The 19,586-nt window shown below is 32.6% G+C and carries 25 protein-coding genes and 2 tRNA genes; 14 read left to right on the top strand and 13 right to left on the bottom strand.

Translation table 11 applies throughout. The features are described from left to right. Nucleotides 1-137: 137 nt before the first annotated feature. Nucleotides 138-620 carry a hypothetical protein gene (locus tag ABDH49_08290; GenBank protein MEN3046954.1) on the bottom strand — a complete coding sequence of 161 codons (483 nt, stop codon included), beginning with the start codon at nucleotides 618-620 and terminating at the stop codon, nucleotides 138-140. 108 nt (nucleotides 621-728) lie between these two features. Here ABDH49_08290 and ABDH49_08285 point away from each other — a divergent pair, with 108 nt between their 5' ends. Genes ABDH49_08285 through ABDH49_08260 form a run of 6 tightly spaced genes read left to right on the top strand, consistent with a single transcriptional unit; the run spans nucleotide 729 to nucleotide 6,019 of the window. Further along, entirely contained in the window at nucleotides 729-2,735 is a 2,007-nt protein-coding gene (locus tag ABDH49_08285) for an elongation factor G (protein ID MEN3046953.1), read from the top strand. 4 nt (nucleotides 2,736-2,739) lie between these two features. Then, complete coding sequence (locus ABDH49_08280) at nucleotides 2,740-3,135, top strand: hypothetical protein (GenBank protein MEN3046952.1); 396 nt, start codon at nucleotides 2,740-2,742, stop codon at nucleotides 3,133-3,135. 1 nt (nucleotide 3,136) lies between these two features. Next, nucleotides 3,137-3,910, top strand: a complete 774-nt coding sequence (locus tag ABDH49_08275) for a DUF6754 domain-containing protein (protein ID MEN3046951.1) — start codon at nucleotides 3,137-3,139, stop codon at nucleotides 3,908-3,910. Beyond that, nucleotides 3,907-4,518, top strand: coding sequence for a hypothetical protein (locus tag ABDH49_08270; GenBank protein ID MEN3046950.1), 612 nt, complete (start codon nucleotides 3,907-3,909; stop codon nucleotides 4,516-4,518). Before ABDH49_08275 ends, ABDH49_08270 begins: the two co-directional genes overlap by 4 nt. Then, nucleotides 4,515-5,336, top strand: coding sequence for a hypothetical protein (locus ABDH49_08265; protein ID MEN3046949.1), 822 nt, complete (start codon nucleotides 4,515-4,517; stop codon nucleotides 5,334-5,336). Before ABDH49_08270 ends, ABDH49_08265 begins: the two co-directional genes overlap by 4 nt. Then, complete coding sequence (locus tag ABDH49_08260; GenBank protein MEN3046948.1) at nucleotides 5,333-6,019, top strand: hypothetical protein; 687 nt, start codon at nucleotides 5,333-5,335, stop codon at nucleotides 6,017-6,019. Before ABDH49_08265 ends, ABDH49_08260 begins: the two co-directional genes overlap by 4 nt. Before the next feature lie 15 nt (nucleotides 6,020-6,034). On the opposite strand, the gene ABDH49_08255 is transcribed toward ABDH49_08260, so the two are convergent. The 3 genes from ABDH49_08255 to ABDH49_08245 form a co-directional block, all read right to left on the bottom strand. Beyond that, on the bottom strand, nucleotides 6,035-6,601 hold the full coding sequence (locus ABDH49_08255) for a phosphoribosyltransferase family protein (protein MEN3046947.1): 567 nt from the start codon (nucleotides 6,599-6,601) through the stop codon (nucleotides 6,035-6,037). 104 nt (nucleotides 6,602-6,705) lie between these two features. After that, a complete protein-coding gene (locus ABDH49_08250; protein ID MEN3046946.1) occupies nucleotides 6,706-7,314 on the bottom strand; it encodes a hypothetical protein in 609 nt (202 codons plus the stop codon). A 4-nt stretch (nucleotides 7,315-7,318) separates the two neighbouring features. Then, nucleotides 7,319-7,636 carry a hypothetical protein gene (locus ABDH49_08245; protein MEN3046945.1) on the bottom strand — a complete coding sequence of 106 codons (318 nt, stop codon included), beginning with the start codon at nucleotides 7,634-7,636 and terminating at the stop codon, nucleotides 7,319-7,321. 215 nt (nucleotides 7,637-7,851) lie between these two features. Here ABDH49_08245 and ABDH49_08240 point away from each other — a divergent pair, with 215 nt between their 5' ends. The 4 genes from ABDH49_08240 (at nucleotide 7,852) to ABDH49_08225 (ending at nucleotide 10,265) form a co-directional block, all read left to right on the top strand. Further along, a complete protein-coding gene (locus tag ABDH49_08240) occupies nucleotides 7,852-9,108 on the top strand; it encodes a TIGR04013 family B12-binding domain/radical SAM domain-containing protein (protein ID MEN3046944.1) in 1,257 nt (418 codons plus the stop codon). A 50-nt stretch (nucleotides 9,109-9,158) separates the two neighbouring features. After that, nucleotides 9,159-9,231, top strand: a tRNA-Phe gene (locus tag ABDH49_08235). 10 nt (nucleotides 9,232-9,241) lie between these two features. Then, nucleotides 9,242-10,156: a glycosyltransferase family 9 protein gene (locus tag ABDH49_08230; GenBank protein MEN3046943.1), complete on the top strand. Its 915-nt coding sequence runs from the start codon at nucleotides 9,242-9,244 to the stop codon at nucleotides 10,154-10,156. 37 nt (nucleotides 10,157-10,193) lie between these two features. After that, nucleotides 10,194-10,265, top strand: a tRNA-Ala gene (locus ABDH49_08225). Nucleotides 10,266-10,280: 15 nt separating this feature from the next. Here the strand turns inward: ABDH49_08225 and ABDH49_08220 are convergent. The 4 genes from ABDH49_08220 to ABDH49_08205 form a co-directional block, all read right to left on the bottom strand. Then, a complete protein-coding gene (locus ABDH49_08220) occupies nucleotides 10,281-10,979 on the bottom strand; it encodes a protein-L-isoaspartate(D-aspartate) O-methyltransferase (GenBank protein ID MEN3046942.1) in 699 nt (232 codons plus the stop codon). Beyond that, the gene (gene surE / locus ABDH49_08215; GenBank protein ID MEN3046941.1) at nucleotides 10,972-11,712 is read right to left on the bottom strand and encodes a 5'/3'-nucleotidase SurE; all 741 of its coding nucleotides are present in this window, start codon (nucleotides 11,710-11,712) and stop codon (nucleotides 10,972-10,974) included. Before surE ends, ABDH49_08220 begins: the two co-directional genes overlap by 8 nt. A 51-nt stretch (nucleotides 11,713-11,763) precedes the next feature. Further along, on the bottom strand, nucleotides 11,764-12,186 hold the full coding sequence (locus tag ABDH49_08210; GenBank protein MEN3046940.1) for a Fur family transcriptional regulator: 423 nt from the start codon (nucleotides 12,184-12,186) through the stop codon (nucleotides 11,764-11,766). Nucleotides 12,187-12,257: 71 nt separating this feature from the next. Continuing rightward, nucleotides 12,258-12,884 (bottom strand): glycerol-3-phosphate acyltransferase, encoded by a 627-nt coding sequence (locus ABDH49_08205; protein MEN3046939.1) that lies wholly within the window; start codon nucleotides 12,882-12,884, stop codon nucleotides 12,258-12,260. 147 nt (nucleotides 12,885-13,031) lie between these two features. Here ABDH49_08205 and ABDH49_08200 point away from each other — a divergent pair, with 147 nt between their 5' ends. From ABDH49_08200 to ABDH49_08190, 3 genes are read left to right on the top strand one after another with little or no spacing between them, the layout of a single operon-like run. Beyond that, nucleotides 13,032-13,919: a hypothetical protein gene (locus ABDH49_08200; GenBank protein ID MEN3046938.1), complete on the top strand. Its 888-nt coding sequence runs from the start codon at nucleotides 13,032-13,034 to the stop codon at nucleotides 13,917-13,919. A gap of 8 nt (nucleotides 13,920-13,927) precedes the next feature. Continuing rightward, a complete protein-coding gene (locus ABDH49_08195) occupies nucleotides 13,928-15,265 on the top strand; it encodes a glycosyltransferase family 39 protein (protein ID MEN3046937.1) in 1,338 nt (445 codons plus the stop codon). Beyond that, nucleotides 15,262-16,635, top strand: a complete 1,374-nt coding sequence (locus ABDH49_08190; GenBank protein ID MEN3046936.1) for a hypothetical protein — start codon at nucleotides 15,262-15,264, stop codon at nucleotides 16,633-16,635. Before ABDH49_08195 ends, ABDH49_08190 begins: the two co-directional genes overlap by 4 nt. A 78-nt stretch (nucleotides 16,636-16,713) precedes the next feature. On the opposite strand, the gene ABDH49_08185 is transcribed toward ABDH49_08190, so the two are convergent. From ABDH49_08185 to rpmE, 4 genes are read right to left on the bottom strand one after another with little or no spacing between them, the layout of a single operon-like run. Next, nucleotides 16,714-17,355 carry a thermonuclease family protein gene (locus tag ABDH49_08185; protein MEN3046935.1) on the bottom strand — a complete coding sequence of 214 codons (642 nt, stop codon included), beginning with the start codon at nucleotides 17,353-17,355 and terminating at the stop codon, nucleotides 16,714-16,716. Further along, complete coding sequence (locus tag ABDH49_08180; GenBank protein MEN3046934.1) at nucleotides 17,318-17,746, bottom strand: cobalamin B12-binding domain-containing protein; 429 nt, start codon at nucleotides 17,744-17,746, stop codon at nucleotides 17,318-17,320. Before ABDH49_08180 ends, ABDH49_08185 begins: the two co-directional genes overlap by 38 nt. Then, the gene (locus ABDH49_08175; protein MEN3046933.1) at nucleotides 17,743-18,099 is read right to left on the bottom strand and encodes a RidA family protein; all 357 of its coding nucleotides are present in this window, start codon (nucleotides 18,097-18,099) and stop codon (nucleotides 17,743-17,745) included. The genes ABDH49_08180 and ABDH49_08175 overlap by 4 nt, the downstream gene beginning before the upstream one ends. Further along, nucleotides 18,096-18,365: a 50S ribosomal protein L31 gene (rpmE, locus tag ABDH49_08170; GenBank protein MEN3046932.1), complete on the bottom strand. Its 270-nt coding sequence runs from the start codon at nucleotides 18,363-18,365 to the stop codon at nucleotides 18,096-18,098. The genes ABDH49_08175 and rpmE overlap by 4 nt, the downstream gene beginning before the upstream one ends. A gap of 67 nt (nucleotides 18,366-18,432) precedes the next feature. Between rpmE and ABDH49_08165 the strand changes: the two genes are divergently transcribed. After that, nucleotides 18,433-19,104 carry a Crp/Fnr family transcriptional regulator gene (locus tag ABDH49_08165; GenBank protein MEN3046931.1) on the top strand — a complete coding sequence of 224 codons (672 nt, stop codon included), beginning with the start codon at nucleotides 18,433-18,435 and terminating at the stop codon, nucleotides 19,102-19,104. Here the strand turns inward: ABDH49_08165 and ABDH49_08160 are convergent. Further along, a complete protein-coding gene (locus ABDH49_08160) occupies nucleotides 19,077-19,550 on the bottom strand; it encodes an NUDIX hydrolase (protein MEN3046930.1) in 474 nt (157 codons plus the stop codon). The two genes, ABDH49_08165 and ABDH49_08160, sit on opposite strands and share 28 nt — an antisense overlap. Nucleotides 19,551-19,586: the final 36 nt, after the last annotated feature.

Genomic DNA, 19,586 nt, shown 5'->3' with positions numbered 1-19,586 from the left:
TGGACTGTTGAAGATCCCTTTGCAAGGTCTATTGAGACTATAAACTTCATGAAAAATTTTGTTATCTTAAGTTCCTGCCTAATGTTTTTAATTATAAAAGAACCATGGCCCTTCTCTATTAAGGGAAAAAAATAAATCTACGCCTCCTTTAACATCTCGCTCCACTTAAAGGCTAACCTGTCTCTTAGGGGCTTATAAACTATCTCATAAAATTTCCTCTGTGAAAGTAAAACCTCTCTATCAAAAGATTTTATGATATTTAAAGCTTCCTCAAAGAAAATATCCCATTTCCCCTTAAATTTTCTTTCTACCTGTTTCTCAAAAGTTTTTTCAGTGATAATTTCACCCCCTATTACGTAATACCTTTTACCTTCAACCTCAACACAAAAAGCCTCCTCATCTCCTATCCTATCCACTGTGATGTTTTCCCTTTTTACCTTTTTACCCCCCTTTTCCTTAAATTCACCATTTTTTAATTTAACTTTAAAACCCCTTTTAGCAGCAGCATAAAATATTGCTCTGTTTAAACCGAAACTTTTTGCCTCAACCAAAGACTTGCCGAGAAAGTAAGCCCTTGCAGCTTGTAAAGTAGCCATAACTTCAAACCGACCTATTCCCATTTTATTAACTTTTAATTTTAAGTTATAATTATTTACTCTTTTTCTGTTTAAAGTAATATAGCGAATTAGGTTCAAGCCCTTTAAAAATTATAATAAAACAAGTTCAGAATGACCAAAACTTTGCTTTTTGTTGGACACTCAGGTTGCGGCAAAACAACACTATGTGAAAGAATACTTTTCAACCAAAAGGTAACCCCAAAATTTGGTAGAACCGATGAAGGTACAAGCATCTTAGATTATGACCCAGAGGAGCAAGAAAGAAAAATCACTATAAAACTAGGAATAGCTCACTTTGAAAATAGGGGAGAAAAGATTTTTTTACTTGATTGCCCAGGCTTCATAGATTTTCAAGGAGAATTCCTATCCGGTATCCACATAACTGATATTGTATGCCTTGTTGTAAGCGCCTCAGGAGGTGTAGAAGTAGGAACTGAAATCTATGGCGAAAAAATCTTCGAAAGAAACATCCCTACAGTAGTCTTTATAACAAAGATGAAATCAGAGAATGTAAATGCAAAAGAAGTTCTAAAAGCCTTGAGAAATACATTTGAAAAAAAATTCGTTCTTCTAACTTTTCCAATAGGAGAGGCTGAAAAGTTTAGTGGCGTAAAAACAATTTTTGAAGAGGTTCCCCAGGAATGGGCTAAAGAAAAGGAAGAAACCATAGAGTCACTAGTTGAGCTCGATGAGACCCTTCTTGAAAAGTACCTTGAGAAAAGCGAAATTTCTCCATCTGAAATAAAATTTGCAATAAAAAAGGGCATAAAGGATGGTCTTATTGTACCCGTATTTTTCGGCGACTCTCTAGATGATAAGGGAGTCAATGAATTTATAAATTTTATAACAGAGTTCTTCCCATCGTATAACGAATTAAATCCAAGGAAAGGTAAAACTAAAGATGGAAAAGAAGTAGAAATAAGTCCGGTAGAAAATGGAAATTCTCTTGGTTTTGTTTTTAAGACTATAAGCGACCCCCATCTCGGAGAGATAAATTACATAAGAGTTTTGAGAGGATCTATTAAGACAGGAACAGAACTTTTGAATCCTAAAAGAGAAGTAAGAGAAAAAATAACATCCCTTTATTACATACTTGGCAAAGAAAGAAAAGAAATCAACGAGCTAAAAACAGGAGAAATAGGTGCCATAGTTAAGCTTAAGGATACGCACACGAATGATACTCTATGTTCCATAGATGATGTTATTATTTATCCTGAAATAGATTTCCCATGGAGAAGTGTACAGGTTGCTATTATTCCAAAGACTAAGCAAGACGAAGAAAAAGTTTCTGATGCTTTGAAAAAACTAGCCGCTGAAGATCCAACCTTTTCGTTCCACTATAACCCTGAATTAAAACAGACGATAGTAGAGGGCTTAGGAGAGATTCACCTTAATGTAATTGTTTCAAAGATGAAAAGAAGATATGGTGTGGAGGTAATCCAGGCAAGACCAAAAATTCCATACAGAGAAACAATTAGAAAAAAAGCAGAGGCTATGGGGAAATACGTAAAACAGTCAGGCGGTAGAGGTCAGTACGGTATATGCAATATAAGAATTGAACCTCTTCCAAGAGGAAAGGAATATGAATTTATAAACTCAATATTCGGAGGTGCCATTCCATCAAACTTTATTCCAGCAGTTGAAACAGGAATTAAAAAGGCAATGCAGAGTGGAGTTCTAGCTGGATATCCAGTTATTGACGTAAGAGTTGAACTTTATGACGGAAAATATCACCCGGTGGATTCTTCTAACCTTGCCTTTGAAATAGCAGGATCTATGGCCTTCAGAGACGCTCAGATGAACGCTGACTCGTATTTACTTGAGCCAATATATGAGGTTGAAGTTACACTTCCTGAAGAAATAATGGGTGATGTTATAAGCGATCTTAACTCAAGAAGAGGAAGAATTCTCGGTATGGAACCCGTTGGAAAGAAAAAACAGAAAATTAGAGCCTATGTGCCCCTTGTGGAACTTTATGGCTATTCAAGCTCTTTAAGATCTATCTCTAAGGGAAAAGCTGTTTATTTTGCTAAATTCAGCCACTATGATGAAGTTCCAAGGGAACTCGCACAAAAAATAATTGAGGAAGCAAGAAAAGAAAGAGAAAAAGAAACCTAATACTTTGTTTAAAAAATTTTTTTTAGTATATTTTTTACTACTTAAATCGTGTATAAGCTCTGCTAAGCTACCTCCAGATTTTGATACAAATTTAGTTATTTTCATAAATCTTATGCCTTCTCCTATTCAGTATCCTCGCAAAGTAAAGGGAAGCTTAGAAATTAAGGGCAGTTTTGATGAGGAACCTCAATTGAAAGAAATTAAGATACTCTTTGATGATTTTGAAATCAGTTTACCTTTTTCTAAAGCCAAGGAGAATACCTATCTTTTTGAAATTCCCTTCTTCCCGCTCAAGGAAGAAAAAATAAAAAAGAACTTGAAATTCAAGCTAACCTTATCTTATAAAAGAAAAATGTTTGAAATTGTGAAAGAAAACTTTGAGATAAAAAGAGTTTACTAAAATGGGAATAGATTTTGCCAAATTACCAGTTTTCTTCTCAGTTTTAATTTACGTTTTTTTCCTTCTTTATTACATTTCAAGGGCGAAAAAGGGGGAAAAGCTTTTCTTAAGGAAAATATCAGGCATTGAGGCAGTAGATGAAGCTATAGGAAGAGCTACAGAAATGGGTAGACCCATCTTATATGTACCTGGCCTTTCATCAATTGACGATGTAGCAACCATAGCTTCTTTAAACATTTTATCCAGAGTCTCAAAAAAAGCCGGTGAATACGAAACAGATATCATAGTTCCAAATAGAAATCCAGTAGTTTATACAGTAGCTAAAGAGGTAGTTAAACAGGCCTATGCCTCAATAGGAAGACCAGACCTTTTCAAAGAGGATTCAGTTTTTTATATAACTGACTCACAGTTTGGTTATGCTGCTGCAGTTTGTGGACTCATGGTTAGGGAAAGAACAAGCACTAACTTTTTTATGGGTATGTTCTGGGCTGAATCTCTTTTACTTGCAGAAACAGGTGCTTCAACAGGTGCAATTCAAATAGCTGGAACAGATGCAATTACACAACTTCCCTTTTTTGTAACTGCCTGTGATTACACTCTAATAGGAGAGGAATTCTATGCTGCAAGCGCCTACCTTTCCGGTGAACCAATTCTTGTCTCCACTATAAGATCCCAAGATGCAATGAAATCCATAATTGGCTTTCTTATTTTACTTGGAGGCTTTTTAAGCCTCATAGGAAAAGTAAGTATTATAGAGTTTTTATTCCCGAAATGAAAAAGGAAATTCCAATATTTATTGTGTTTTTCATAGGTACAATAGGTTTTTTACAATACTTTTTTATAGGCCCAATCTCTAAATCAGTATATACTCTACTTCTTGAGTGGTTCCAAGGTGTCCAGGGAATGGCAATCGTTATGGCTGTTATATCGCTTACAAAAAGACACCTTCATAATCTGAAAAGGAAAAAAGATACCTTTTACTCTCTTGTTACACTCTCTTCCCTTTATGGAATGATAATTCTCGGAGTTTTCTTTGGAATAGAAAAGGGTTCTACTTTTGATAAGATTTATGAGTATGTAATGGTACCCCTAAATGCTACAACCTTTTCTTTACTTGCCTTTTATATGGCCTCTGCTTCTTATAGAGCCTTCAGAGCAAGAAACTTAGAAAGTACACTCCTTTTACTTTCTGCTTTCATCTTAATGATAGGTTTTACCTCATTTGGTGACATGATCTCTGATAAACTTCCATCTTTTGCCCAATGGATACTGGATGTTCCTAATCTTGCTGCCCAAAGGGGAATTACTCTTGGAGTAGCCCTTGGGGTTCTTGCTACGTCCCTAAAGATCATGTTAGGAATTGAAAGGAGCTGGCTCGAATGAGTATCCCTGATAGGCTCTTAAATATACCGCGTCCTGTTATTTTTATCTTAATAGGTCTAGCTGTATTTGTGCCCTTACTTTTTAAATTTTTATTACCTCTTAAAGTGCTAAAGCCCGTGAAAGACGTTTATGATTTTATAGAAAGTTTACCTGAGGGGACACCTGTTATTTTATCTTTTGATTATTCACCTGATGTCTTGCCAGAGTGTTACCCGATGTCTTTAGCTTTAGCGAAACATTTAGCTAGAAAGAAATTAAGAATATACATTATGACGCTTTATCCGGCAGGTGCTGGGTTCGCGCTCGATGTTTATAACAAAATATTAAAAGAATTTAACTTGGTTGAAAGAAAAGATATTGTTTTTGTTGGTTACTTTCCCTCAATAGCAGCAACTATTTTAGGGATTGGAGAGGACATAAGAAACGTTTTTAAAACGGACTATTTTGGAGTGCCCTTTGATGAAATTGAGGCCTTTAGGGATGTAAAAAACTATGAAGATATAAAACTTGTTATAACGATTTCGGGGGCGGCTATTCCTGAGTCATGGATGGTTTATGCAAACGGAAGATATGGAGCTAATGTGGCTGCTGGTGTCACCGCTGTTATGGCTGCTCAACTTTACCCGTACTACAGGAGTAAGCAATTTATAGGTCTAATCGGGGGAATGAGGGGGGCAGCCGAATATGAAAAGCTATTAAACGCCCATAACCTTGCAACAAAGGGCATGAACTCTATTTCTCTTGCCAACTTTGTCATGGTTTTGCTCGTAATTTTAGGTAACATTTCGTTTTTCATCAAAAGGAGGAGAAAAAGATGAGCTTGGACCCATGGGTATGGATAAGTGCCTTTTTAACACTTGCAATTTTCTCTTTTCTATTTAAAGATAATCCAGTTTATAAATTTGCCGAACATCTCTTTGTAGGCGTATCTGCAGGCTACTATGCCTCTATTTATTGGCATAACGCTATTTTAAGGTTCATCATAAGACCACTCTCAGAAAAGTTCTCAACTCTTTACTATAAAACAGTGTGGCCTGAAATTTTACCAGATATTAGTACCATCTCTGCCTTTTTATCCTTTGTTATGTATCTTGTACCACTTGCCTTTGGACTTCTATTTTTTTCTCTTCTTTTCCCTAAATATTCTTGGCTCACAAGATACCCAATTGCCTTTCTAATGGGAATAGGTTCTGGACTTTCCCTTTATCCAACCTTTAAGGCTAGAATATTTGATCAAATCAAAGATACATTTTTACCTCAATTTTCACAGACGGTTTACTTTTTAAACTCCCTTATTATTTTTATTGGTACATTTAGTGTTTTATCTTATTTCTTCTTTTCAAGGGAGCAAAAGGGTCTTTTAAAGGTGCTTGCAAAGTTTGGTATTATTTTTATTATGATAGGTTTTGGTGCCGCCTTTGGTTATACCGTAATGGCAAGAATTTCACTTCTAATTGGAAGATTCTACTTTTTAATTCACGACTTTATCCACTTAATTTAGTAATCTTAAAAAATCCTAAATTGCCTTCCCCTTACCTCCAGGTATCTCGAGAGGTATATTATTCTTACAGAGAGGGCACTCCTGTGGTGAAAATATAGTAGCTTTCTGTTTATAGATCGCATAAAAGGGCACCTCAAAATCTTCTTCCTTTTCTCTTCGGTCTATAATTACAAGTATTCCCTTAACTTTTAAAATATTCTCACAAGCCTTTATAGTTTTAGTGATTGAACCTCCTGTGGTTATCACATCATCAACTACTATACAAGATGAGCCAGGTTCTATTAAAAAATCTCTTCTTATTACAAATTTATCATTTTCTTTTTCAACAAATACAGCTTTTTTATCCAGTAAAAGCGCAAGAATAGTAGCAATTATAGCTCCTCCTGTGAAAGGTCCTACAACTACTTCAAAGTCAATTTCTTTTAAAAAATCATATGAAAATTCAAGAATTTTTTTTAGATACGTAGGGCGAGATAGTATTCTATATTTTTCAAAATAGATGTCTGAATGATTGCCACTTGTTAAAAGAAAATGGCCCCTTTTTAAAACTCCTAGCTTTTCAAGTATTTCTTTAGGCTCCATATTGACTCCCTGTTATTTTATTTTAAAATGAAATATTATTATGCATAAAAACCTCCAGGGCTTTTGTAAATACTTCTAAATCCTCCCTAGTTTTAACGGGTACATCATAGTTTACTGTCTAATTTTTTAAATTTACAAATTTCCTCGATAAGTTTCTTTACAGCCTTTTCTTTTCCCTTAGCTTCAAGGATAAGATCTATCCTGTTATTTCTAAATTGTTCCAAAAAATCTATAAAGTCTTTTAAATTTATCCACTCGCCATGTTCACCAAACCTGTATTTACCTCTTGGTCTTGATGAAAGATGAAACCCAGGAACTCGATCTTTCCAACTCTCAAGAACCTCCCTAGGATCAAAGATAGATGGGTTAAGGCTGTGATGATAATAGTCATATACTATGGGTAGGGAAAAATCTGCAAGAAGTAAATCTTCTACTGTATAGTATCTTCCATCGTTTTCAGCCGCAAGTCTTTCTAAAAGCCATGAATTAGATCTGATAACACTCTTAAATCTTTTTAAACTCTCCTTTTTATTATCGTAGATACCACCTACATGAACTACTACAATGCCCTCTTTTCCAATTCCTAACCTATCAAGAAGCCAAAAGTGATATTCAAGCTCACGTAAAGCATGTTTTACTACCTCTTTTTTGGAGAATTCAAGACCACAAACTGACCAGGATGCATGGTAAATTCTTATGGGATAGGTCTTCAAAATCTTAGAAAACTCCTCTAACCTTTCTTCTAATAGGCTTTAACCATTCTTTTTTAAAGCTAGGGTGTGAGGCAAAGGGAATAAAGTTAGAACCAAGTCTAAATATACCACAGCCAAGAGAAAAAGATAAGTCAAGAAGACTCTTAAAATCTCTTAAATTTTCCTCAAAGGCTTTAAAGACTTTCTCAAAACTCAAACTCCTTAGTCTAAACTTCCTATTTGTAGTTATCTTATTATCCGAAGTTGAACAGAAAAAAACTATTCTTATACCCTCAAACTCAAACAATTTAGAATTAAAGGTTATCTCTTTGTCTTTCAACATTAGTATTGTCCCTCAGCATAGATAAAGTGTACGTTAAACAAAGTACTAAATAGCAATTAGATGGAAAATAGAGTTTTTAGCACGATAAATGATAAAATCTGAAGCAAAAATTGCATTTTTATGCACCTTTTTCACGTATATTATATTGCGAATAGTTCTCAGTATCAACTTATCATTTCAAAAGGATTTAGAGTTATGCTATAATTTATTCAAATTTGAAAGAGTATGCAATAATCATCTTTTATCATAAAAATAACAGAAATTCATTTAGAGCCCTTCTTGGTGCTCTTGAAAAATACAATTTAATAGACTTTTTTGACTTCTATTTCCCAAAAAATTTTGACGAACTTTTCTTAACTTTAGAAGAAAAACCAAAACTCTATAAAAACTCTTTTGTTCTGTTTTCACTGATGACCACTCAGTTTGTTGATTGGAAGGAAAAATTAGAGAAGATAAAAAATTATAACAAAGTTTTGAAAATAGCAGGAGGTCCCCATGCATCTGGCCTACCCTTATCTATGATTGACCTTTTTGACTTTTTATTTCACAAAGAAGGAGAAAGATCCCTATCTACATTTTTGAAAGAGTTTATAGAAAATAAAAGCTTTTCAAGTGTCGAGGGAGTTATATATAAAAGAAATAACAAAATTATTATAAACAAATATGAAAATCCAATTGATTTGAATGAATTTCCGGCATTTTCAAAAAAACTTAAAAAATACGGACCAATCGAAATTACAAGAGGATGTCTATTTGGATGCAAATATTGTCAAGTTTCATATTTTATGGGAAAAAAACTGAAACATAGAAAAGTAGAAATAGTTTTGGAATGGGTAGAGGAACTTTTTAAAACTGGAATGAAAGATATAAGATTTATATCACCAAACGCCTTCTCATACGGTTCCTATAAAAAAGGCGAAATAAACATAGACGAGATCTATAATCTACTAAGTGGAATAAGAAAAATTATAAAAAAAGAAGGTAGAATATTTTTTGGCACATTTCCCTCAGAGATAAGACCTGATTACGTAAACGAAGACTTAATTAAAATTGTTAAAGAATTTTGTGATAACAAAAATATGGTAATAGGATGTCAAAGCGGAAGTGAAAGAGTTCTTGAATACATAAAAAGAGAACACGATATATCCACTGTTTTAAATGCTGTTAATATTTTAAAAAAACATGGATTTGTGCCAATAATTGATTTTATTATAGGCTTTCCAGAAGAAACCATAGAGGACTTAAATAAAACACTTGAACTCTCGCAAAAACTTATGAGTCACGGTTGCATAATCCACTTTCATTACTTTATGCCTCTACCTGGAACACCCTTTTGGAAAAAAAGTGGAACATTTGTAGAAAAGTCCCTTTTCAAGAATTTTGGTAAATATACAAAAGAAGGTAAATTTTTCGGATCGATTGAAAAACAGTACAATTACTCAAAAAAAATAATAGAAATGTTCAAAGGTTAAATATTGTTGAAATTTTTTGTTTTTTAAATTATAATAAAATAAATAGAGAGGCCGGGGTAGCTCAGTCGGTAGAGCACGGGACTGAAAATCCCGGTGTCCCCAGTTCGATTCTGGGCCCCGGCACTTATAATTAGTGAATTTTCTCCTCTTCCGAACTGATAAAATCGGAGACTTAGTCCTTTCACTCAGCGTACCCCAGGGAATAAAAAGAAAATATAAAGACTCAAAAATCCTTTTCGTCTGCAACCCACTCTATAAAGAAATAATCTATAACCACCCAGATATAGACAAAATTATAGAATTTAATAACTTTAGGGAAACCTTAGACTTAATAAAAAAAGAAAAAATCGACATTTCGGTACACATTTTTCCAAGACTCAAAGAAGCTCTCCTTTCTTTTTTACTTAAAATCCCTAAAAGAATAGGAACTGCCTATAGGTGGTATTCCTTTTTGTTTAATAAAAGAGTACCCCTACACAGAAAAAAATGCGAGTTTCACGAATCCTACTATAACGTTTTATTACTTAAAAAAGCAGGCTACGATATTGAATACACAGAACCAAGACTTTACCTTAAAGAAGAAGAAATAGAGAAAGTTAAAGAAAATTTTAAGAGTTATAAAAAGCCCTTTATTATAATTCATCCGGAATCAAAGGGATCCGCACCAAACTGGAGCTACGAAAAATATAACGAACTTCTTAAAGCACTAAAAATAGACGGAACCATCTTTATCACTGGAATAACAAAAAATTTTAAATTTATAGAAAAGAAAAACATTGTTGACCTAAGGGGAAAACTAAACCTAAGAGAATTAATGGCTCTGATTTCAACAAGTAACCTAGTCTTTGCACCATCAACTGGTGTTATCCACATCGCCTCTGCCCTAAATGTCAAAACTGTTTCTATCTTTTCAGATAAAAAACCGTATACCCCCACAAGATGGGGACCACTAGGCAAATCTGAAGTTATAAAGGTAAAAGACGAGAATTTAGAAAAAATATCAGTTTATGAGGTAAAAGAAGTAATCTTATCGCAACTGAAATGTTGAAAAAAAAATTTATCTAAGTTAAAATAAAAAAACAAGAGGGGCCGTAGCTCAGTGGGAGAGCACCTGGTTTGCAACCAGGGGGTCGGGAGTTCGAATCTCCCCGGCTCCACTAATCTTTAATGGTCTAATACTCAAACTCACTAAATCCATACCTGCCAATAAGGGGAACAAAGGCACAGGGACCATAATACTCCTTTTTTAAACCTGTCTTTGTCTTTGTTACCTTAACAAGATCTTGACTAAACCTATCACCTACAGGTATTACAATAATTCCACCTGGATTTAACTGCTCTATAAATGGCTCTGGTATATCAGGAGCAGCTGCTGAACATATAATTCCATCATAGGGAGCAAAATCTAAACACCCCTCCGAACCATCCCCTACATGAAAATAAACGTTACTGACAGAAAGCTCCTTCAATTTCTCCTTGGCATAATCACAGAGATCTTTAATCCTCTCAACAGTATAAACGTATTTATTAAGCAAAGATAAAATAGCTGTCTCATAACCTGAACCTGTCCCTATCTCAAGAATATGCTTATCTTCACTAGGCTCAAGTAGCTCAACCATAAGTGCAACAATATAAGGTTGACTTATAGTCTGACCCTCAAAAAGCGGTAAAGGTGTATCATCATACGCAAAAGCCCTCACCCTCTCAGGCACAAATATATGCCTTGGAACAGCTAAAAAAGCCTTTAAGATTCTTTCATCAGTTATGCCCCTTTCCTTTATCTGCTTCTCTACCATCTCAAGCCTTAAATCAAAGAAAGGATCTTTCTCTTTACTAAATCTTTCGAGAAGTTCTTCTATTTTCTTACTCAATTATTTTTTTTAACTTTGATGCTAAATTGAAATCTAAACATTCTATAGCAAGAGGAGTCACACTTACATATCCCTCAAGAACCGCCCCAGAATCAGAATCCTCTTCATAAACCAACTCCAATCTACCACCGATCCTAAATACATTTTCTTCCACCTTTTCCACTGGATTTAAGTAATGCCTCTTCCCCAGTTTTGTAATCTTAATACCCTTTATTTCCTCAACTTTTAAATCATATAAATTAACATTTAGTAAAAAATTCTCTTTGTATAACTTGCTCTCTATTATTTTTCTTAAAAGATATTCGAGGTAATACTCTCCGCCTTCAAAAATTTTTCTTTCTCCTTTTGGTCCAACTGAAAAAGCTATTGATGGAACACCGTATAGAAAGCCTTCTCTTGCTGCTGCCACTGTTCCAGAGTACAAAGTATCTTCTCCAAGATTAAATCCATAGTTTATACCAGAAACAACAATGTCTGGTCTTCTTTTTAATAACACTTCCATTGCAATTAAAACACAATCAACAGGTGTTCCATCAACCGAGTAAAAATTCTCTTTTATTTTATTAACTTTTATACTTTTTCTCAAAGAAATAGAATGACTGGTTCCTGATTTTTCCTCTTTAGGAGCTACAACCAAAACATCACCAAACTTTGAAAGAACATTCGCTGCTCTTTTTATACCCTCTGCCTCTATTCCATCATCATTTACAAGTAAAAACCTTAAAGTATCCATTAATTATTTTATAAAAAAGACAGTGAAAATTTCCTTATTTAGAAGTTAGTACTAAGTGGACTCCTTCTTTTGACAAGATGAACAAATTCCGTAGAGGAATAAATCTCCAAACATAACTTTATTCCCGTCTACCTGTTTTGGAAATTGAATTATCTCCTTTTCAATATCATACACAGAGTTGCATTTTATACAGCAAAAATGAGTGTGAGGATCTGTTCTTAACTCAAATCTCGACTTATCTTTATCTACTTTTACCTCTCTTGCAACCCCAAGCTCTATAAAAAGTTTTAATGTATTATAAATAGTGGCTCTTGACAAAGAGGGTAATCTATCTTTGAGTGCATTATAGATTTCCTCAGCAGTGGGATGAGAAGTGCTTTCACTTAAATAATCTAAAATCATTAATCTAGACGAGGTCAAAAAGTGACCCTTCTTTTTTAATATTTCAAGCTTTTCATGCAATGTTTTCTTCATAATTTCCTCCTAAAATTCTTACATTTTTATTATAATATGAAACTTTTAATATTTCAATTTTTTAAAAATTTTTAAAATTTTACTTTTTCTGGAGCATCAAAAAGTAACCTGTTTACAAAGCTTTTTAAAAAAGGTCTACCATTTTTAACATCAGTATAAACAAACTGAACTCTCCTAAACACAACAAAAAGTAATAAAAAAATAGATAAAAAGCCTAGTTCTTTAAATTTCAAAAAAATATAAATGGAGATGAAAAAAATAAAAAAAAGAATGTATAAAGCAATCTCTCTTAAAAAAACAAGAGGTGAAAGTATCGCAAGAACAATCAAGGTCTCTTTTGGAAACAGAAAGACTAAAAACCCTAGGGAAGTAGCAATACCTCTACCCCCCTGAAATTTTAAAAAAATAGGATAACTGTGCCCAATTACTGCAAAAAAACCACAAAGAAAAGAGTGGAACTTATCAAAACCTAAAAGAAAGGGAATAAGAGATGAAAAGAATCCTTTAAGAAAATCAAGTAGGAAAGCAATAATTCCGTAAACTACCCCGACACTTCTTAAAACATTCGCACCTCCCACATTACCTGTCCCCACCTTTCTTATATCTAAACCCTTAAGTTTACTAACTATATAAGAAAAGGGAATTGACCCAACTGTATAGCCAAACAGGGAAAAAATTAAAATGTTTAAAATATCCATTTGCCCTCCCTCTTTTTCATAATATAAAAATTAACTCAAAAAATGCAAAATTAAAGTCTACTTTTTCGTCATAATCAAAAATTAGTAAAGAGAAATTTTAAATTTCTATGCATTATACTAAGATAACTTTAGATAATTTTAAGGATTATGCAGGTTTACTGGCAACAAGAAAAGCTTCCCTTAAAGCCTAACTTCTTTGGACTTAAAAAACCAAGATTTCTTGAAGTAGGTTTTGGTAAAGGTGACTTTTTAGTATACCTTTATGCTCTAGATCAAGAATCACCAATCATTGGAATTGAACTTTCAAAAAAACTTATTGATCTTGCTCTTAAGAAACTTTCCTATCCTCCAAATCTATTTCTATTTCAAGGAGACGCAAGATTTATACTTAAATACGTATTACCAACTGAGAGTTTTGAAAAAATTTTTCTACTATTTCCATTCCCATGGAAAAAAGAAAGACACAAGGAAAGAAGGATATATAGAGAAGATTTTCCAGAGACTATTTGGTATTCTTTAAAAGAAAACGGAAAATTTTATGTCTTAACAGATGAAAAATTTTTTTATGAAGAGCTTAAGGAAAGATTTTTAGAGAAAGAAATTTTTACTGAGGGGGAGTTTGAACAGAACTTATTAGAAAAGGCAATGGAAACAAAGTACGCAAGAAAGTGGAAAAAATTAGGCAAATCTTTCTATTACTCCTCTTTCAAAAAAATAGCAGAAAAAAAAGTAACCCTTGAAAAGAAAGTAAAAATCATAAATAAAATCGATCACGTAATCTTAGAAGATGAAAAGTTTTCAGAAAATTACGAAAGAAAAGAAAAAGACAAAATTTTTAAAATCAAAAGAGTTTTTCATAATAAAGATTCAAAAATTGTTGAAGTTTTTACTATGGAAGAAAACTTTGAACAGCTCATTTACTTTATAATAGAAAAAAGAAAAAACGTTATTCTAAAGCCACTGATGAGAGAAAAAATAATATTCACCGAATGGATACTCGAGAATTTGAAAAATGTCTTTCGCTTTAAACCCTAAAATTTTCTATGAAAAATTTACTCATAATAACGCAAATTTTAGTGCTTTTAATATTAAAATTCCTAATTATTTTAAAAACAGACTTAACTGAAGATGAAGCCTATTACTATACTTGGGCAAGAAAATTAAGTTTATCCTATTTTGACCATCCACCTCTTGTTGCCTATCTTATCAAAATTGGAATAACTTTATTAGGAGATAACGAGTTAGGTGTAAGAATTCCCGCCTTCTTATTAAGCCTTCTATTTTTAATAGCCTTAATTTTTGTATTCAGAGAAATTGATAAGTCAAAAATTTTGTTGGCTCTTTACATTTTTTCCCTGACACTTATTTTTAATGCTGGAGCAATAGTAATTACTCCTGACACTCCTATGGTCTTCTTCTTACTCCTTACTTTTTTATTTCTTTTAAAATCCTATGAAAACGAAAAGTGGCTTTACCTTTCAGCTGTTTTTCTTGGCCTTTCCCTTTTATCTAAGTACATATCAATTCTCTTTTTACCCTCCATAATACTATTTTTCCTCGAAAAAAGAAAACTATTCTCAAAAAAACTTGTCATCTTCCTTTTAATTTCTTTTTTAATTTTTTCTCCCTGCATAATATGGAACATACAGAACGACTTCATAAGCTTTAAATTTCAACTGCTTCACGGATACGGAAAAAAGGAAATAAATCCCTCAAATATCTTACTTTATTTATTAGATTCAGTACTTGTTTTATCATTTCCGCTTTCAATTTTAATATTCTTTTACGCATTTAAAGGTATAATCAAGGAGAAAATAAATGTGCTGACTTTTTCCTTTTTATTCCCCTATATTTTTTTCATGCTCTCTTCTCTAAAAACAAAGGCAGAGGCAAATTGGCCAATTATTTCCTATCTTTTCCTTTTAATAATTGCAATAAAATACTTAAAAGAAAGTAAGGCTTTTTACGTTCTATCATCCTTCACATTTTTAATATTAACAATTATCCATATACACACAATGAATCCGATTGTTAAATTTAAAAAGGACCCAACAAATAGACTAAGAAATTGGGAAAAACTTGCGGAAGACGTAGAATGGCTCTCTGAGAGATACGGAATAAATCAATTTTCCGCCAACACCTATCAACTCGCCTCTATTCTCTCCTTTTACCTTAAAGAAAAGCCCTACGTTTACTCTCTTAACATAAACTCAAGAGAAAATCAATTTACAATCTGGCAAAAAAACAAAAAAATACCCGATACTCTTTTCTATGTCGGAAATATTAACGAAAATTTTTATAAGCATTTTAAAGAAATAGAAAAGATAGGTGTATCAAAATCTGAATTTCGAGAATATGAATTTTATAAGTTAGTGAAATGAACATCTTTTCACTAATAATTATCTTTAACACAGAAATTAAAGAAGTTAAAATTGTTTATAAGCCTCTTTTTGAGTCGAATTTTTTTCTATATAAGATAGTAGAAAAGTTAACATTTAAACCAAAAAGTTTCAGAGTAAAAAGTCTTTTAATTAAAAACAGGGACTCAGTTGTTTTAAGCGAATCTCTGAGAAGAATTAAAAATATAGGCGTTTTTTCTGAAATTGAAAACTTTAAAAAAAGGGATACCTTAATAATCAAACTGAGGCCGCTTCTTACACTTGCCCTATTTTTTAATTTCGAAGGCGGTGGTGGTTTAAGTCAAAAAGGTATAGGATTATGGGAACATAACCTATTTGGCCTTCTACTTGATATAAGATTAAACTATATTTGGGGATACGAATATCCCTACTTTTACTTTCAAAGCTTTTACCCTGAAATCTTTAAAAACCATGATATTTCGATTTTCTTCCTAAACTCTGAACACTCTAAAACAAAATCATTATCTATCTTTCCCTATATTTCACCCTACACCTATAACAGAATCTATTTAAATTACACTCAATATTTTAAAAGAAACTTTTTATACGAAAAGGGAATTATCATTGATTCTTTTACATCAAGGGGGGAAAACTTTATGTTAGAAATTTCAAGAAGTCTTGAAAAATTTAAACTTTTTTTGCCCTCTTTAGGATATGGGTTTGCAAAATCTATTTATAACGAGTTTAATTTTTTCCATGCAGGATTTGAAATAGATAAAACAAAAACAAAAAAGACAAGATTTATTAAAAATTTTGGAGAAACAGAACACATGAAAGAAGGTTTATTTTTAAAAATCAACCTATACAAAAACATAAATAACAGAATTAAAGGCATAGAGGGGAAAATAACTTTCAATAATTTTGAAAGAAATTTCAATTCTATTAGCAGTGCAACCTACAAAAACTTCATGGAAAAGAGCTTAAATTTAAATAGTTCAAATTATTTTATAATTAAAAACTTTATAGTATTTGCAATCTTTTTAGGTTACGAAAAAATATGGGAACCATACTGTAATACTTTATGTCGTTACTTAGGGGGACTTTATGGACTTAGAGGCTACAAAGCCTTTTACTTTAGAACATCAAACTATGTGCTCAACATCAGCGAAATAAGACTTTATTTTAAAGAACTACTAGAGTTTTTTAAACCAGGTATTGTATTTTTCGTTGATAATGCCTACATAATTGATAAAAAAACATTTGCCTTTTCTTATGGAGTTGGAATAAGAATAGAGTTAACAAAAAGCTATAACCTTCCCGTACTAAGATTAGATTTAGGCTTCTCAAAGGAAGGAAAATATCTCTCTTTCGGAGAAGGTAAGAGTTTCTAATAATAAAAAAGCTTTAAATAAAAAAGAGTTCTCTCTCGACAGAGGGGCTTATAAACGCCTTCTGACTTAAATAAAGGTTTACTTGATGAATTTAACAGGATTACATAGTTTATGAGGATGATAACCTTCAAGAAGAGCCTCTTTAGAAGATTTAAAAACTACTCTGCTAAAAACCCCAATCTCGTTGACTTTTTCGCAATCCTTAGTATGAAATTCCATCCTTACAGGATCACCGAGAAATATATCTTTTTCATCGTAAAAATCCTTCCACATACCCTTTTTATTTTTTATCGCATAATCAAGAGACTTTCTAAAATTCAGAAAATACTTTAGATTCGGAGGAAACGTATATATATATGAGTAACCATTTTTTAACATGTAATTATTAACAAAAATGGTATCGTAGAAAACATAGGCCAAAATTCTACCATACATATCCTTTTTTACTATATCAAACTCTAACCTAACCTTTTTGCCAAGTATAAGCTTTTTTAGGGCCTCCTTCGCATCATCATAATAAAACCTACCTTCCTCAGGAGTATCTATACCTATAAGCCTTACTCTTTCTCCAGTATACGTAACAAACGTATCTCCATCTACTACCTCCCTAACCTCAACTTCATAAGAACAGAATAAAAGAAGGAGAAAAAGAAAGCTAAAAAGATATGTAAATCCTAAAAATTTACTCTGTTTTTTCTCTCTTTTTATCTCTCTCTTCAATCCACTCTTCAACATATTTAACGATATCCTTTAAAGGGGTGCCAGGCCCAAATAGCTCTCCAACCCCCATCTCTTTAAGCTTCTTTTTGTCCTCTTCTGGAATTATTCCACCTCCAAAAAGAAGAACATCATGTAATCCCTTTTCTTTCATTAATTTCAAAACCTTAGGAAAATAAGTCATATGAGCACCTGAAAGGATCGATAGGCCAATAACGTCTACATCCTCCTGGATAGCAGCCTCAACAATCTCCTCTGCTGTTTTATGAAGACCAGTATATATCACTTCCATTCCCGCTTCCATAAACGCTCTTGCTACAACCTTTGCTCCCCTATCATGACCATCTAAACCAGGTTTTGCTATCAAAACCCTTATCTTTCTTACTTTTTTCATCCCCTAAAAGCAATAACCTCTATTTCAACTTTAGCATTTTTAGGTAAGGCACTTACTTCTACAGTAGACCTTGCCGGATAGGGCTCCCTAAAATACTTTGAATATATCTCATTTACTTTCTGAAAATCGTTCATATCTTTTAGAAATATCGTACTTTTTACAACATTATCAAAGTTCAAATTTAAACTCTCTAATATCATCTTTATATTTTTTAAAACTAACTCTGTTTGTTCCTCTATACTCTCTGGGATTACACCCTTTTCAGGATCGATCCCTATTTGTCCAGAAATAAAAACAAAGTTTCCAACTTCCCTATAAATAGAATAGGGGCCAATAGGTTTAGGTAAACTCATTTTTTGACCTCTTCCTCCTTCTTTTTCCTTCTACTTCTTGCCGTTGTTGTTTTAGCTTCACTTTTTACCTTTTCGCCATACTTTTTTCTAAACTTTTCGACTCTTCCTTCAGTATCAACGAGCTTTTCTTTTCCTGTGAAAAAGGGATGACAATTTGAGCATATTTCAACTTTTATGAATTTTTTTGTAGAACGTGTCTCAACCCTATTTCCACAGGCACACTCAATTATTGCCGGCCCGTACTCCGGATGTATCTTCGGTTTCATCTTCTTTCAACTTAAAAAGGGATAGAACCTTTTATCCCAAAATTTTTTAAAATTATAATTTATCTATATGAAAAAGTCAACATTTTCACACAAAATAGAACTATTTAGTAAATTGAGTAAAAGAGAGCAAAGTATAATTGAAAAACTGGGAGTAAAAAAAGAATTTAAAAAGGGAGAAATAATACTTCGTGAGGGAGAAAAAGGAAGCTTTCTTTACATAATAAATTCCGGAGAAGTAAAGATTTCGCTCTTTTCTGATAAAGGGAAAGAAATAGTTATCACACACCTAAAAGAAGGAGATTTTTTTGGAGAAATAGGTTTTTTCAGTGAAGAGTACAGAACCGCAAGAGTTACAGCTATCAAAGATACGAAAGTTACAATATTTTCAAGAGATGTTCTTTTAAACAGATTAATGAAACATCCTGAAATTCTGGTTTCAATAATCAAAGAAATGGCAAATAGAATTAAAAAAACTAACGAAAAGATGAGTTCTCTACTTTTTTTAGATTTATCAGGCAAAATTGCAAGATTCTTTATAGAAAAAGCTATAAAAGAAGGAGAAAGAATTGGAGAGTACATATATATAAAAAAAGATTTCAAAATAAAGGATTTGGCCTCTCTTATCGGTTGTTCAAGAGAAAGTGTCTCAAGAATATTAAAAGAGTTTAAAAAAACTCAAACTATAAAATTTTCCTCAAAGGGAGTTTTTATTCATAAAGACGCTCTAAAATTTAAGTAATCCTTTATTATTCTTGAATGATCAAAAACAATTTTTTCAAAAGGAATATCATTTGGCTTAAAGACAAAAACTCTCTTTGCATCAGAGGAAGCCTTAGGCTTATCTTTTGTTTTAAGAAGATACACACAGGTCACAGTATGGAACCTCGGATCTCTTCCTGGATCTCCATAAACACCTAAGAGTTTTATTATTTCTGCCCTTGCTCCTGTTTCCTCCTCTATTTCTCTTAATACTGCTTTTTCAGGAGACTCTCCATAATTAACAAAACCTCCAGGAAGAGCATAACCCAGAGGCGGATTCCTCCTTTCAACAATAACTATTCCAACAAAATTATCACTTTCATCGTAAACTTCTAATATACCATCTACAGTCAAAAACGGGGTCCTCAAAGAAGGAGCTAATAACTTTATAAGCCTTGTTAAAATAGCAAAGAGAAATTTTCTCATATTTTAATTATTTTAATTGAAATAGTCACAAAAATT

This window comes from Candidatus Hydrothermales bacterium (assembly GCA_039630235.1).
Classification (GTDB): Bacteria; Hydrothermota; Hydrothermia; order Hydrothermales; family JAJRUZ01; genus JBCNVI01.
Note: the sequence above shows the minus strand (reverse complement) of the source record. Positions and strands in the feature narration are given on the sequence as shown.

Excerpts from the sequence above, each read along its gene's own strand:
- ABDH49_08290 (MEN3046954.1), bottom strand. The coding sequence starts at position 620 with ATGGGAATAGGTCGGTTTGAAGTTATGGCTACTTTACAAGCTGCAAGG.
- ABDH49_08285 (MEN3046953.1), top strand. The coding sequence starts at position 729 with ATGACCAAAACTTTGCTTTTTGTTGGACACTCAGGTTGCGGCAAAACA.
- ABDH49_08275 (MEN3046951.1), top strand. The coding sequence starts at position 3,137 with ATGGGAATAGATTTTGCCAAATTACCAGTTTTCTTCTCAGTTTTAATT.
- ABDH49_08270 (MEN3046950.1), top strand. The coding sequence starts at position 3,907 with ATGAAAAAGGAAATTCCAATATTTATTGTGTTTTTCATAGGTACAATA.
- ABDH49_08265 (MEN3046949.1), top strand. The coding sequence starts at position 4,515 with ATGAGTATCCCTGATAGGCTCTTAAATATACCGCGTCCTGTTATTTTT.
- ABDH49_08260 (MEN3046948.1), top strand. The coding sequence starts at position 5,333 with ATGAGCTTGGACCCATGGGTATGGATAAGTGCCTTTTTAACACTTGCA.
- ABDH49_08255 (MEN3046947.1), bottom strand. The coding sequence starts at position 6,601 with ATGGAGCCTAAAGAAATACTTGAAAAGCTAGGAGTTTTAAAAAGGGGC.
- ABDH49_08245 (MEN3046945.1), bottom strand. The coding sequence starts at position 7,636 with ATGTTGAAAGACAAAGAGATAACCTTTAATTCTAAATTGTTTGAGTTT.
- surE (MEN3046941.1), bottom strand. The coding sequence starts at position 11,712 with ATGGATACTTTAAGGTTTTTACTTGTAAATGATGATGGAATAGAGGCA.
- ABDH49_08210 (MEN3046940.1), bottom strand. The coding sequence starts at position 12,186 with ATGAAGAAAACATTGCATGAAAAGCTTGAAATATTAAAAAAGAAGGGT.
- ABDH49_08205 (MEN3046939.1), bottom strand. The coding sequence starts at position 12,884 with ATGGATATTTTAAACATTTTAATTTTTTCCCTGTTTGGCTATACAGTT.
- ABDH49_08200 (MEN3046938.1), top strand. The coding sequence starts at position 13,032 with ATGCAGGTTTACTGGCAACAAGAAAAGCTTCCCTTAAAGCCTAACTTC.
- ABDH49_08195 (MEN3046937.1), top strand. The coding sequence starts at position 13,928 with ATGAAAAATTTACTCATAATAACGCAAATTTTAGTGCTTTTAATATTA.
- ABDH49_08190 (MEN3046936.1), top strand. The coding sequence starts at position 15,262 with ATGAACATCTTTTCACTAATAATTATCTTTAACACAGAAATTAAAGAA.
- ABDH49_08180 (MEN3046934.1), bottom strand. The coding sequence starts at position 17,746 with ATGAAAAAAGTAAGAAAGATAAGGGTTTTGATAGCAAAACCTGGTTTA.
- ABDH49_08175 (MEN3046933.1), bottom strand. The coding sequence starts at position 18,099 with ATGAGTTTACCTAAACCTATTGGCCCCTATTCTATTTATAGGGAAGTT.
- rpmE (MEN3046932.1), bottom strand. The coding sequence starts at position 18,365 with ATGAAACCGAAGATACATCCGGAGTACGGGCCGGCAATAATTGAGTGT.
- ABDH49_08165 (MEN3046931.1), top strand. The coding sequence starts at position 18,433 with ATGAAAAAGTCAACATTTTCACACAAAATAGAACTATTTAGTAAATTG.
- ABDH49_08160 (MEN3046930.1), bottom strand. The coding sequence starts at position 19,550 with ATGAGAAAATTTCTCTTTGCTATTTTAACAAGGCTTATAAAGTTATTA.